This window comes from Corynebacterium halotolerans, assembly GCF_050107895.1.
Taxonomy (GTDB): Bacteria; Actinomycetota; Actinomycetes; order Mycobacteriales; family Mycobacteriaceae; genus Corynebacterium; species Corynebacterium halotolerans_B.
Genome location: NZ_JBNILW010000005.1, coordinates 101,592 through 114,190 on the forward strand (window position 1 = coordinate 101,592; position 12,599 = coordinate 114,190).

Here is a 12,599-nt window from a genome sequence, read left to right on the forward strand (position 1 = left end):
GAAACCGCCCAATACCTCACCCAGGAAGCTACAAACCGGCAGTAGCCGTGACCTACCCGACAACCCCCAGCAGCCGGACATCACACAAGCGGATACCCCCGGCTGAAACTCGAAGTTTCAGCCGGGGGTGTCCAGTGGTGCGCCCGGAGGGATTCGAACCCCCAACCTTCTGATCCGTAGTCAGATGCTCTATCCGTTGAGCTACGGGCGCAGAATGTAAACCCAGCGGGTTTGCACTGCGCTCAGCCTAGTCCCACTCGCATCCGGAAACCAAATTCCGGCGGCGTCCCACCCAGCAGATTCCTGCAGGGCATCGTGTTCAAAGCTGTGGCGGAGACGAGAGGATTTGAACCTCCGGTCCCCCGTTAAGAGGACAACTCATTAGCAGTGAGCCCCAATCGGCCGCTCTGGCACGTCTCCATTGATCTCAGCACACCGAACGGCGTGTCATGAAACCTCAAAACATCTTAGCCATTTCTCTCGCGCCACACCAAACCGGCTGGCACGCCGCCTTCCGGGTCGTCGTCACCTGCGTATAAATCGCCGGTATAGGCTGGTGCCCATGAGTTCCCTGTTTCGCGCTGATCTCGCCGACCTGCCCGCCTATGTTCCCGGAAAAGTACTTCCCGACGCGGTGAAGCTGTCCTCCAATGAGGTGGCCCATCCGCCGCTCGCGGCGGCCCGGGAGGCGATGGCGGAAGCCGCGCAGGGAGTGAACCGCTACCCGGACATGGGCGCCGTGCAGCTGCGCACCGCCTTAGCCGAACATCTTGAGCTCAATCCGGAGCAGGTGGCCGTGGGCAACGGTTCCTCCGCGCTGTGCCAGCAGCTGGTGCAGATCGCCGCTGGCCCCGGTGATGAGGTGCTGTTTCCGTGGCGCAGCTTCGAGGCGTACCCGATCTTCGCCCGGGTCGTCGGCGCCACCCCGGTGGCGGTCCCGCTGACCGAAGACGGCCGGCACGACTCTGCGGCGATGGCCGACGCCATCACCGAGCGCACCCGCGTGATCTTCCTCTGCAGCCCGAACAACCCCTCGGGGGCCGCAATCACACGGCAGGAGTTCGCGGACTTCATGGCCCGGGTTCCGGAGAACGTCCTGGTGGGCCTGGATGAGGCCTACATTGAATACCACCGCACCGAGGACACTCCGCTGGCTCCGGAGGAAATCGCCCACTACCCCAACCTTGTGGGGCTGCGGACCTTCTCCAAGGCCTATGGCCTGGCGGGGGTGCGGGTGGGTTACGCCTTCGGCCAACCGGAGGTCATAGCCGCCCTGAACAAGGTCGCGATCCCCTTCGCCGTCAGCTCGGTCGCCCAGGCGGGCGCCCTGGCCTCGCTGGCGGCCGCCGATGAACTGCTGGAGCGCACGGAGATCGTCGTGGCGGACCGTGACCGGGTGGCCGACGCCGTGGGCGCCCGCCATTCACAGGCCAACTTCATCTGGCTGCCCACGGCGCATGCGGCGCCGGTCGCGGAATCGCTGATGGCGGAGGGCGTGCTGGCACGCGCCTTCCCGGAGGGGCTGCGCGTCACGGTGACCACTCCGGAAGAGAACGACGTTTTCCTGGCTGCCTGGGAGAAGCTGCAGCCGCGACTGTAGATCAGCCCCCGGCGAAGGGCGGCAGGACATCCACGCGCTGCACCCCGGCCAGACGCTGGCCCTGCCCCGCACGGGCGCCGTCCACCAGGAAGCTGCAGCGTTCGAAGACCTCCCCGAGGTTCATGCCGGCGTCGGTGGTGCCGGTGTGTTCGGCGCTCAATTGGTCCAGCAGGTCAGCGAGCGTGTCCGGCACGTCCGCGACCGTCTCCTGCCCCGTGCCCCGCGCCGCCCGCGCCGCGGCGAAATAGTGGATCTCCACGTCAATTCCCTCCCATAGCCCGGTTCTTCCCCCAGCATGCCGCCATCGCCTGCGGTTGTCCAGATGACACAGGTAACGTGGGGCGATAGGACAAGGAGGTTAGGCCACTGATGCGCACACCCGAGGATCACCTGGCGGCCCTGCGGGAACTGCTGCCCGCCCGCGGCAGCGTCCACCTCCCGCTTATCGACGCCCCGGGCCACCGCCTGGCCGCCCCGGTCATGGCCGCAGCGGACTCGCCGCGCTTCGACAACTCCCAGATGGACGGCTACGCCCTGCCGGAAGCACAGTCGTACCAGAAGGCGGCGCGGCTGCCGGTGGGTCCGACCATCCCGGCCGGGCAGGACCCGGACGAGCTCTATCCTGCCGGTCTGGGGAATCTGGCCGCCCCGATCATGACCGGGGCGAAGCTCCCGCGGGGCACCGGCGCCATCGTGCCGGTGGAAGCCTGCTCTCCGGCGCGGTTCCTGGCCGAGGGCGAGACGGTGGAGCTGCCCGCCACCTCGCCGGGAAAGTTCATCCGGCGTGCCGGCTCAGACATCACCGCCGGCACGGAACTCCTCCCCGCCGGGCATCTACTCAGCGCCCTGGATGTCGGGTTGCTGGCCAGCCAGTCGATCCTTGAGGTGGAGGTGGCAGCACCCGCCCGCGTGATGATCTGCACCGGCGGCGCGGAAATCGGGACACCCGGCAAGGCCACCATCCCCGACGCCAACGCCCCGATGCTGCGCGCGCTGTGCGCCCGTTACGGCATCGAGGTGGTCAGCACCCTGCACACCGGTGACGATGCCGGGCAATTGCGCGGCTTCCTCCACGAGCAGGTGGCCGACAAACAGCCCACCGCGGTGATCACCTCGGGCGGGATCAGCCAGGGCAAGTTCGAGGTCTTCCGGCAGGTGCTCGAGGACCAGCCGCGGGCGTGGTTCGGCCACGTGGACCAGCAACCGGGTGGCCCGCAGGGCATGGCGCTTCTCGCGGACACGCCGGTGATCTGCCTGCCCGGCAACCCCATCTCCACCCTGGCCAGCTTCCGGCTGTTCGTGGCGTCCCTCCTGGGTCACCCGCCGGCCCCTGTCACAGCTGTGCTGGACGAGGCCGTGGCGGGACTCGACGACGACCGCGAGCAGCTGCGCCGCGGCACCCACCGGGTCGTCGACACCCGCGTGGTGGCCTCCCCGTTACCGGGTGCGGGCTCCCACCTGCTGGCCCGGGCCGTCGGAGCCACCTGCCTGATCCGGGTGCCCGCGCGGGCCCGGCTGGCCGCCGGGGATACCGTCACCGTCTACCCGCTCTGAGGAGTTTTCCGTGTCCGAACGCACCGCCCTGGTCCTGGTCGCCTCCACCCGCGCCGCGGCCGGGGACTACCCCGACCGCTCCGGCCCCATTGCCGTGGAGTTCCTCCGCGAACTGGGGTTTTCCACCCCGGACGCCACCGTGGTGGCCGACGCCGAGCTGCCGTCCGCCCTCAGCGAGCTCTTCAGTGAGCCCACGGCACTGCCGGACGTGGTGCTGACCTCCGGGGGAACCGGGATCACCGCCGACGACAACACCGTGGAACTCATCACGCCCCACCTGGACAAGGAGTTGCCCGGCATCGTCCACGCCTTCTGGGCCACGGGGCGGGAGAACATCGCCACCGCGGTGCTTTCCCGCGCCGTCGCAGGCATCACCGGGCGCACCTTCGTAATGACCCTGCCCGGTTCCACCGGCGGGGTGAAGGACGGGGTGACCACCCTGCGTCCGATCCTCAACCACATCGTCGAACAACTGGAGGGAAGCCATGAGCACTGATCCGGCCTATGTCGCCGAGCAGACCGGCACCGTCATCGGTGCCCTGATGACCGCCGCCCCCATTGAGGAGCTGCTGGCGGCTGCGCGCCGGGAGACCCTGACCGAGGCCATGGGGGCACTGGTCACCTTCGAGGGCGTGGTGCGGGACCACGACGGCGGTCAGCGGGTGACACAGCTGTCCTACTCCGCGCATCCCACGGCGGCGGAGCGGATCGCGGCGGTTGCCGGAGAGGTCGTCGAGAAGCACCCGCAGACCCGCCTGTGGACCGCACACCGCACCGGGGATCTGCGGATCGGGGGCCTCGCGTTCGTCGTGCTGGCTGCCGCGGCCCACCGCGGACACGCCTTCGCCGCGGCGTCGGAACTGGCGGACCGCGTCAAGGCCGAGGTGCCGATCTGGAAGGAACAGCTCCTGACGGACGGCTCCACGCAGTGGGTGGGGTTGGAATGACGGATCTGAGCAACCGGGAGATCGCGCGCTACCGCCGCCAACTCAGCCTCGGCGGTTTCGGGGCCGAGGGGCAACGCAAACTGCTCGACGCCCACGTGGCCGTCATCGGAGCGGGCGGCCTCGGCTCCCCCGCGCTGCTCTACCTCGCCGGCGCCGGCGTCGGACGGATCACCCTGATCGACGATGACGTCGTGGACCTGTCCAACCTGCACCGCCAGGTCATCCACACCACCGACGCCGTGGGGGAGGCCAAAGCGGAATCGGCGCGCCGGGAGATGCTGGAGTTGAACCCGTCCATCCGGGTTGACACCGTTGTGGAGCGACTGACCTGGGACAATGCCCTGCAGGTCCTCGACGGCGCGGACGTGGTGCTGGACGGCACCGATAATTTCGCCACACGGCACGTCGCCTCCGCGGCCTGTGCACAGCTGCGCATCCCGCACGTGTGGGCGTCCATCCTGGGGTTCGAGGCGCAGCTCTCGGTGTTCTGGGCCGATCGCGGACCGGTGTACGAGGACCTCTTCCCCACCCCGCCGCCGCCCGGGAGTGTGCCCAGCTGTTCCCAGGCGGGCGTGCTCGGGCCGCTGGTGGGCATCATCGGGTCCGCCATGGCGATGGAGGCGCTCAAGCTGCTCACCGGCATCGGCGAACCGCTGGTGGGCACCCTCGGCTACTTCTCCTCACTGGCGGGCCGGTGGGAGTACATTCCGGTGGTCGGCGATCCCGCGACGGCGGAAAAACTGCGTGCCGACGGCCCCGACACCGCCGAGCCACCTGCCCCGACAGAGGCCGCTGCGGTGCCGGAGATCCTCGTCGTGCCGGATGGTGCGGTGCTCATCGACGTCCGCGAGCCCGGGGAATTCACCACCTTCCACATCCCCGGCGCGGTGAACGTGCCACTGGCGGAGATCACCGGGAACGGCGTGGTGCCGGCGGAGATCACCGGGGCCGGGCAGAACCCGGTGGTGGTCTACTGCGCCGGTGGGGTGCGCTCCGCGACGGCCGTGCGAGCGCTGCGGGAAGCCGGGGTCACCGGCCCGCTCAGCCTGGCGGGCGGCATCGACGCCTGGCTGGACCGGCAGAGCTGACAGCCCCCTAATTCTTCGGGTGAATCTGCTCCAGCCGGTTCTCGCCGGTCTCCTCACCGTGGGAGTTGGTGATGAAGAAGGCACCGATCAGTCCGGCGGCGCTGATGAAGGCGCTGACCAGGAAGGCGACGTTGGCGCCGTGCACCATTCCCTCGACCCCGTATTCCGCGGGATCTCGGGTGGTCACCGTCATCACGGTGACCAGCACCGCGGTGCCGACGGAACCGGCGACCTGGCGCAACGTGTTGTTGACCGCGGTGCCGTGCGGAACGAGTGTCTGGGGCAGCTGGTTCAGGGCGGCCGTGGTCACCGGCATCATGACCATCGCGGCACCGACCATGCGCACCGCGTTCACCGCGGCGATGTAGACGAAGGAGGTGTCCGCGCTCAGCCGGGCGAAGAGCAGCGAGGTGGCGGTCAGCAGGATGAATCCCACCGCGGCGAGCCACTTCCCGCCGAAGCGGTCGAAGAGACGGCCGGTGACCGGGGACATCAGTCCCATGATGATCGCCCCCGGCAACAGGGCCAGGCCGGATTCCATGGCGGTGAAGTCCGCCATGTTCTGCATGTACAGCGGCAGGATGAGCATGCCGCCGACCATCGCGATGAACATGACCATGCCCAGCACCGTGTTGAGCGTGAACATGGGGATCCGGAGCACGCGCAGTTCCAACATGGGCTGGTCCAGCTTCAACTGCCGCCAGACGAACAGGACCAGCGCGATCACGCCGACCACCAGGGAGATGACGACCTCGGCGCTCGACCAGCCCGCCGTACCGGCGGAGCTGAAGCCGAAGAGGAGACCGCCGAAACCGAGGGAGGAGAGGATGATCGACAGGATGTCCAGCTTCGGGTCGGTGTTCTCGGTGACGTTCTTCAGCAGGAAGAAGGCGATCACCATGGCGATGACGGCGATCGGCAGCATCATCAGGAACAGCGTCTGCCAGGGGAAGTGGTCGACGATCCAACCGGACAGGCTGGGCCCGATGGCCGGTGCGAATCCGATGATCAGGCCGAACATACCCATGGCGGAACCGCGCCGGTCCCGCGGGAAGATGGCGAAGAGAATGGTCTGCAGGAGCGGCATGATCATGCCGCCGGCGGCGGCCTGGAGGACACGGCCGAGGAGCAGGACCAGGTAGACCGGCGCCACGGCCGCGACGATCGTGCCGGTTATGAACAGCCCCATCGCGGTCAGGAACATCGCCCGCGTGCTGAACTTCTGGATCAGGAAGGCCGTGACCGGGATCATGATGCCGTTGACCAGCATGAACAGGGTGGTCACCCATTGCGCGTCACTGGCGGTGATACCGAAATCAGCCATGAACGCCGGCAGCGCGGTGTTCAGCAGGGTCTGGTTCAGGATCATCACGAAGGCGCCGGCCAGCAGCACGCCCATGAGGACGTTGCGCTCTACCGGGTTCTGGTAGACCGGTGTCTCCTGCTCCCCGGAAGCTCCCGCCGGGGAGTCACCGGAGGCCGGGATGGTGGACTCATTCGCCATGAAGGACCTTCTCTCGTTTGCGTTGCTGCCCGGCCGAAGGCCGGGGAATTGGGGTCAGTGGTGTTCGGGGAGTCGGCGTGGCTGTCAGCGGGCGCTGGGCGGCGTCGTCAGCGCACCCTCGTCGACCAGGTCGAAGACGGAACGGAGCACATTGCTCAGTGACTCGGTTCCGCCCGCCGTCCAGCGGCGCAGCGCGACCCGGATGATGCCCACCGCGACGGCCGCCACCAGCGCCGGCCGGAGATCATCGTCGCGGTCCACGCCGAAACGGTCGGCGAAGACGCCGGTCAGTTCCCGTTCCATGGTCGAGTACTGCGCCAGCTGCCGCGACATCAGCGCCGGATTGTCCTGCACCAGCCGCTGCCGGGCCAGCGCCCGTTCCCGGTTCGCCTTCGTCAGTGACAACGGGTCGGCCTCCGTCAGCACCGCCTGCAGGGACTGCAACGGAGTCTCGTCCAACGGCCGGTTCACGATGAGGGGCCGCAGCTCAGCGACCGTCGCCGCGGTGTCCGTGACCAAGGCATCCTCCTTGCAGGAGAAATAGTTGAAGAAGGTCCGCGGCGACACCTCGGCGGCCTCGGCGATGGCCTCCACCGTCAAGTTTGCCATCCCCGACTGCAGCGCCAGATCCAGTGCCACCTGGCGGATGTTACGGCGCGTCTCCAGCTTCTTGCGCTCCCGCAGGCTCACCACGTTCCAGGACTCATCCGAATTTTCCATATGGGGATACACTAACTGCATATTTGCACTCTCTGCAACATTTGCGAGACTCCTCACCGGACTCGGCCACGGTGATCTCGCCGACAACCACGGTTGCCGGCCTCCGCCCGGGGAACCGACATTCCCGCCCTCCCCACAGCTTCCCGGCAGCGGATTCGCCGCCGGGATTGTTAGGATCAGACCATGCTCTCCGGATTGTGGAACCTGTTCATCCGGGCCCTCGGCACCGCCGTCGCCCTGTGGGTGGTCACGCTGCTCATCGACGGCGTGTCCATCGCCACCCCGGACGTCATACTCGCCGGCGACGGCAGCTATGACCGCCTCCTGGTCTTCCTCGGCGTCGCCGCGGTGATCGTGGTGCTGAATATGCTGGTCAGGCCCGTCCTACAGGTGATCGGACTGCCAATCACCCTCATCACCCTCGGATTGTTCGCCCTGGTCATCAATGCGGCGATATTCCTGCTCGCAGAATGGATCTCGCAGGCACTGGGCCTGGGACTGTCCATCGAGACCTTCCTGGACGCCTTCTGGGGCGCGATCATCATGGCGATCGTCAACTGGCTGCTCGGCCCGCTGACGGGTCTGCTGAGCTCGAAGAGGTAGCGCCCCAGCTGCTGGAGTCGGACGTGAGCGGCTGCTCCCGCCCCGGGCAGTTGCGGGAGAACGGATGGCAGTGACAGCCCACAGCCACGTGCATCCTGGACGAGCTCGCGGGCAGGGGCCCCTGGTGTCGCGGAGAACAGGAAGATCAACCCGCCATGAGCCCGTCGCCCCGCACTGACTGATTTCCATCCCACCGCCTTCGGCCCCGCCCTCAGGAAGAGGGCGGGGCCGGCGGTCATCGTGCAGACGGGCTACTTCACGTAGAGCGTCTCCACCTTCTCCGCGAGGGTGAGGACGTCATAGCTGGCCACGAGTTCGTCGTTCTGGTTGTACAGGGCGGCGTCCCAGCAGACCTCGCCGTACTCGTCGGTCACGCGGGGAGTGATCCGCTTGGCGGTCAGCTCCACACGGATGGAGTCATCGTAGGTGACCGGTTCGATGAAGCGCAGGTTCTCCAGACCGTAATTGGCCAGGACCGGGCCCGGCTCCGGCTCCACGAACAGCCCGGCCGCCCAGGAAACCAGCAGGTAGCCGTGGGCGACGCGGCGCGGGAAGAAGGGGTTGGCCGTGGCCGCCTCCTCATTCACGTGGGCGTAGAAGGTGTCGCCGGTCTTCTCAGCGAATTCGAGGATCTCCTCCAGCGTGACCTTGCGCAGGTCTGAGGCGAACTGGTCACCGATCTGCAGGGTGGCCAGGTCCTTACGGAACGGGTGGGTACCGGTTCCGGCCGCCACCTCAGCTCGGGTGACCCGCTGCACCCGGGCACCGCGGTGCCACTGCCCGGTGATGGCGGTCAGGTGATCGGCGCTGCCCTGGATGGCGGTGCGCTGCATGTAGTGCTTGATACCGCGCACACCGCCGAGCTCCTCGCCGCCGCCGGCGCGGCCCGGGCCGCCGTGGATCAGGTGCGGCAGCGGGGATCCGTGGCCGGTGGAGGTCTTCGCGTCGTCGCGGTCCAGGAAGTGCAGGCGCCCGTGGTGGGCGGCGATACCGGTGGCGAAGTGGGCGGTCAGTTCCGGGTCATGGGTGATCACCGAGGCCACCAGGGAGCCGCGGCCGCGGGCGGCCAGCCGGATGGCGTCGTCGGTGTCGGAGTAGCCGAGGATGGACACGACCGGCCCGAAGGCCTCGGTGTCATGGACCGCCTCCGTGTCCGCGTCGGCGAAGGTGAGGATGGTGGGCGCAAAGAAGGCGCCCTCCAGCTTGTCGGCGCCGCCGTGGACGATCTCACCCCCGGCGGCAACCAGCGTCTCGACGGCCGCGGCGACGTCGTCCCGCTGCTCGACGGAGACCAGCGGCCCCATGGTGGTGCCCTTCTCACGGGGATCACCGGGGACGACCTTGGCGTCGAGCCGCTCGGACAGCGCCTTGGCGACGGCGTCAACCAGCGGGGCGGGGACGATCGCGCGGCGCACGGCGGTGCACTTCTGCCCGGCCTTGGAGGTCATCTCCACGAACAGGGTCTTGATGAAGGCGTCGAACTCCGGGGTCCCCTCGGTGGCGTCCGCCCCGAGGATCGCGGCGTTGAGGGAGTCCGCCTCGGAGGTGAAGCGCACGCCCTCCCGCTGCACGTTGTCGTGGGCGCGGAGCTTCGCCGCCGTGCCGGCGGAACCGGTGAAGGCGACGTGGTCGCAGTAGTTGAGGTGATCGAGCAGGTCTCGGGCGGAGCCGGAAATCAGCTGGATGGAGCCCTCCGGAAGAATGCCGGAGGTAACCATCAGTTCCACGCAGGCGGCGGTGATGTAGCCGGTCGGGGTAGCCGGCTTGACGATGGTGGGGACACCGGCGATGAAGGCCGGGGCGAACTTCTCGAGCATGCCCCAGACCGGGAAGTTGAAGGCGTTGATCTGCACGGCCACTCCCGGCAGGGAGGTGTAGATGTGGGTGCCCAGAAAGCTGTTGTCCTTGGACAGCACCTCGGTGGCACCGTCGACGATCACCTTCGAGTTCGGCAGCTCACGGCGCCCCTTGGAGGAGAAGGTGAACAGTGTGGAGATGCCGCCGTCGATGTCGACGAAGTTGTCCCGCTTATTGGCCCCGGCCTTGAACGCCTGCTCATAGAGAGCTTCCTTGTGTTCCTGGAGGTAAAGGGCCAATTCCTTGATCTTCAGGGCGCGCTCGTGGATGGTCAGTGCCGCCAGCCCGGCCTGTCCGACCGTGCGTCCGTATTCGACGGCGCCGGCGATGTCGAGGCCGTCGGTGGAGACCCGGGCGACGGTCTCACCGGTGGAGGAGTCTGCGACCTCCACCACCCGGTCCGGGTTGTCCGGGGTCACCCACTTCCCGGCGAGGAAGCTGGGAACCAGGGTGTCCCGGGCAACCGGAGGCGTGGCGCCGCCGCTGCCGGCCTCGGAGATCAGGGAGGTGATGCTGCTGTTACGGGTGGTCATCGGGTGTTCCTTTCATCGAGTGGAGCGGAATTTCATTTAACTACCGACCGGACGGTTAGTATTTGGATGCCAGTATAATCATGGCTGCATTTTCTGCAGCTCTTTCAGAAAGGTGATCAACGTGGAGCCCTGGAAAATTGAACTGGGAGAACTCGACCGCAAGATGGGCGTGGAGGTGGTGGAGCAGTCCGCGGAGCGGGTCGTGGCCACCATGCCCATCGCCGGCAATCGGCAGTCCCTCGGCTTATTGCACGGGGGTGGAATGGTCGCCCTCGCCGAGGCGGTGGGGAGTTGGGCGGCGGTCATCCACGCCTCAACGATGGGCAAGGTGGCGGTCGGCGTGGACATCAACGCCACGCACCACGTCTCCAGCCGGGAGGGCCACGTCACCGCCACCGCCACGGCCATCCGCCTGGGTAAGACGCTGACCAGCCACGAGGTGGTGCTGGTGGATCAGGCGGGACGGCGGCTGTGCACCGCACGGATCACCAACGCGATCGTCGAGAAGCGCGGTTAGCTGTAGTCGTAGAACCCCTTGCCGGACTTCCGGCCGAGCTCGCCCCGGGCCACCATGTCCCGCATGAGCTGCGGCGGGGTGAAGTGGTCGCCGAGGGTGGAGGCCAGGTACTCCGAGATTCCCAGGCGCACGTCCAGTCCCACGATGTCGGTCAGCTTCAGCGGGCCAACCGGGAACTTGTAGCCGAGCACCATGGCGTTGTCGATGTCTTCCGCTGAGGCCACGCCGTCCTCGACCATGCGGATCGCTTCCAGGGCGATGGCCACCCCCAGGCGCGAGGATGCGAAACCGGGGGCGTCCTTGACCACGATCGGGGTCTTGCCCAGCCCGGCGACCCAGCCACGCGCGACATCCACCAGGTCCTCCGGCGTGCTGTCCGCGACTACGATCTCCACCAGCTTGGAGGCCGGCACCGGGTTGAAGAAGTGCAGCCCGATGACCGGGTTGTCCACGGTGGCGGCGAGATCGGAGACCGGGAGCGAGGAGGTGTTGGTGGCGATGACCGCGTCCGGGGAGGCTGCGGCGATCTGGGCGAAGGAATCCGCCTTCAGTTCCAGGGACTCTGGCACGGCCTCCACCACCAGCGGCAGACCAGTGAACGCCGCGGCGTCGGTGGCCAGGGACAGGCGGTCGAGCCACTCCCCGACAGTGCCGTCGGCACCTCGCTTGAGGGATCCCTCGATGTCGTGGATGATGCGTTCCCGCGCGGCCTCGACCGCGACGTCGTTGATGTCCACGACGGTGACGTGCGCTCCGGCGGCGAGGAAGGAGTGGGCGATGCCCGCTCCCATGCGGCCGCCGCCGAGTACCCCGACGGTCGTCGGCACGCCGGTGGCGGTGGTTTCCGGGGCAGTCTGTGAAACGGTCATTGTCGTCTCCTTCTACTTGTTCTTCTTGCGGTCGAGGAAGGTCTGCATGCGGTCGAACTTCGCCTCGGATTCAAAGAGGACGGCCTGGGCGATGTTGTCCACCGCCGGGTGGGCGGACGGCGGCATGGCCATCACCTGCTTGCTGATGCGCACGGCCAGCGGATCCAGCCTGGCGATCCGGTCCGCCAGCTCCCTGGCCACTGTCAGCAGCCCGCTGGGCTCCGTCACCTCGGTGACCAGGTGAGCCGCCAGGGCCTCCTCACCGGTGAGTGTCCTGCCGGCCAGCAGGATCTCCTTGGCCAGGGCCTCCCCCACCAGTTCCTTCAGCCGCCACATGCCGCCCGCCGCGGCGATGATGCCGAGGTTCGCCTCCGGCTGACCGAATTTGGCGGCGGGGGTGGCGACCCGGAAGTCCGCCGCCAGCGCCAGTTCCAGGCCCCCGCCCAGGGCGTAGCCGTCGATCGCCGCGATGACCGGCAGGGGAAGCTGGGCGATGCGATTGAAGATGGTGTTGTTGATGCCGCGCAACGCGTCCTCGCGGCGGCGCTCGCGCAGCTGGCCGATGTCCGCCCCGGAGGCGAAGATGCCCTTGCCGTTGGCTTCACACCCGGTGATGATCAGGATCTTCGGGTAGCTCTCCAGGTGGGCGCAGATCGCGTGGAGCTCCGCGACCATCGTCTCATCGATGGCGTTGCGCACCTCGGGGCGAGTCAGCTCGACGATCACCCGGTCCTCGTGCTCGGTGACCGTCAGAGCGGTGAAGTCGCGGGTGTCCGGTAGTTCCAGGTCGGTGGTCGCAATAGTCAC

At 67.6% G+C, this 12,599-nt stretch carries 13 protein-coding genes and 2 tRNA genes; 7 read left to right on the forward strand and 8 right to left on the reverse strand.

Features of this window, described 5'->3' with window-relative positions; all coding sequences use genetic code 11:
• Window positions 1-135 precede the first annotated feature (135 nt).
• Window positions 136-211 (reverse strand) — tRNA-Arg (locus tag ACQCVD_RS06760).
• A 117-nt stretch (window positions 212-328) separates the two neighbouring features.
• Window positions 329-420 (reverse strand) — tRNA-Ser (locus tag ACQCVD_RS06765).
• Window positions 421-571: 151 nt separating this feature from the next.
• Here ACQCVD_RS06765 and hisC point away from each other — a divergent pair.
• Window positions 572-1,600 carry a histidinol-phosphate transaminase gene (gene hisC, locus ACQCVD_RS06770; RefSeq protein WP_426823066.1) on the forward strand — a complete coding sequence of 343 codons (1,029 nt, stop codon included), beginning with the start codon at window positions 572-574 and terminating at the stop codon, window positions 1,598-1,600.
• Between the two features lies 1 nt (window position 1,601).
• Here the strand turns inward: hisC and ACQCVD_RS06775 are convergent, their stop codons facing one another.
• Complete coding sequence (locus ACQCVD_RS06775) at window positions 1,602-1,859, reverse strand: MoaD/ThiS family protein (protein ID WP_426822957.1); 258 nt, start codon at window positions 1,857-1,859, stop codon at window positions 1,602-1,604.
• A 107-nt stretch (window positions 1,860-1,966) separates the two neighbouring features.
• On the opposite strand from ACQCVD_RS06775, the gene ACQCVD_RS06780 reads away from it, so the two are divergent.
• The 4 genes from ACQCVD_RS06780 to ACQCVD_RS06795 are packed head-to-tail and all read left to right on the forward strand — an operon-like array spanning window position 1,967 to window position 5,189.
• Window positions 1,967-3,154 carry a molybdopterin molybdotransferase MoeA gene (locus tag ACQCVD_RS06780; RefSeq protein ID WP_426823067.1) on the forward strand — a complete coding sequence of 396 codons (1,188 nt, stop codon included), beginning with the start codon at window positions 1,967-1,969 and terminating at the stop codon, window positions 3,152-3,154.
• A gap of 10 nt (window positions 3,155-3,164) precedes the next feature.
• Complete coding sequence (locus tag ACQCVD_RS06785; protein WP_426822958.1) at window positions 3,165-3,650, forward strand: MogA/MoaB family molybdenum cofactor biosynthesis protein; 486 nt, start codon at window positions 3,165-3,167, stop codon at window positions 3,648-3,650.
• Complete coding sequence (locus tag ACQCVD_RS06790; protein ID WP_426822959.1) at window positions 3,640-4,101, forward strand: molybdenum cofactor biosynthesis protein MoaE; 462 nt, start codon at window positions 3,640-3,642, stop codon at window positions 4,099-4,101. Before ACQCVD_RS06785 ends, ACQCVD_RS06790 begins: the two co-directional genes overlap by 11 nt.
• Window positions 4,102-4,106: 5 nt before the next feature.
• Entirely contained in the window at window positions 4,107-5,189 is a 1,083-nt protein-coding gene (locus ACQCVD_RS06795; RefSeq protein WP_426823068.1) for a ThiF family adenylyltransferase, read from the forward strand.
• 7 nt (window positions 5,190-5,196) lie between these two features.
• On the opposite strand, the gene ACQCVD_RS06800 is transcribed toward ACQCVD_RS06795, so the two are convergent.
• Window positions 5,197-6,693, reverse strand: coding sequence for an MDR family MFS transporter (locus ACQCVD_RS06800; protein ID WP_426822960.1), 1,497 nt, complete (start codon window positions 6,691-6,693; stop codon window positions 5,197-5,199).
• A gap of 84 nt (window positions 6,694-6,777) precedes the next feature.
• Window positions 6,778-7,413, reverse strand: a complete 636-nt coding sequence (locus ACQCVD_RS06805; RefSeq protein ID WP_426822961.1) for a TetR/AcrR family transcriptional regulator — start codon at window positions 7,411-7,413, stop codon at window positions 6,778-6,780.
• A 183-nt stretch (window positions 7,414-7,596) separates the two neighbouring features.
• Here ACQCVD_RS06805 and ACQCVD_RS06810 point away from each other — a divergent pair, with 183 nt between their 5' ends.
• Window positions 7,597-8,016, forward strand: a complete 420-nt coding sequence (locus tag ACQCVD_RS06810; RefSeq protein WP_426822962.1) for a phage holin family protein — start codon at window positions 7,597-7,599, stop codon at window positions 8,014-8,016.
• 251 nt (window positions 8,017-8,267) lie between these two features.
• Here ACQCVD_RS06810 and paaZ read toward each other — a convergent pair whose 3' ends face one another.
• A complete protein-coding gene (gene paaZ, locus ACQCVD_RS06815; protein ID WP_426822963.1) occupies window positions 8,268-10,406 on the reverse strand; it encodes a phenylacetic acid degradation bifunctional protein PaaZ in 2,139 nt (712 codons plus the stop codon).
• A 163-nt stretch (window positions 10,407-10,569) separates the two neighbouring features.
• Here paaZ and ACQCVD_RS06820 point away from each other — a divergent pair, with 163 nt between their 5' ends.
• A complete protein-coding gene (locus ACQCVD_RS06820; protein ID WP_426823069.1) occupies window positions 10,570-10,923 on the forward strand; it encodes a PaaI family thioesterase in 354 nt (117 codons plus the stop codon).
• Here ACQCVD_RS06820 and ACQCVD_RS06825 read toward each other — a convergent pair.
• A complete protein-coding gene (locus ACQCVD_RS06825) occupies window positions 10,920-11,792 on the reverse strand; it encodes a 3-hydroxyacyl-CoA dehydrogenase family protein (RefSeq protein WP_426822964.1) in 873 nt (290 codons plus the stop codon). The two genes, ACQCVD_RS06820 and ACQCVD_RS06825, sit on opposite strands and share 4 nt — an antisense overlap.
• A 12-nt stretch (window positions 11,793-11,804) precedes the next feature.
• Window positions 11,805-12,599 (reverse strand): enoyl-CoA hydratase/isomerase family protein, encoded by a 795-nt coding sequence (locus ACQCVD_RS06830; RefSeq protein WP_426822965.1) that lies wholly within the window; start codon window positions 12,597-12,599, stop codon window positions 11,805-11,807.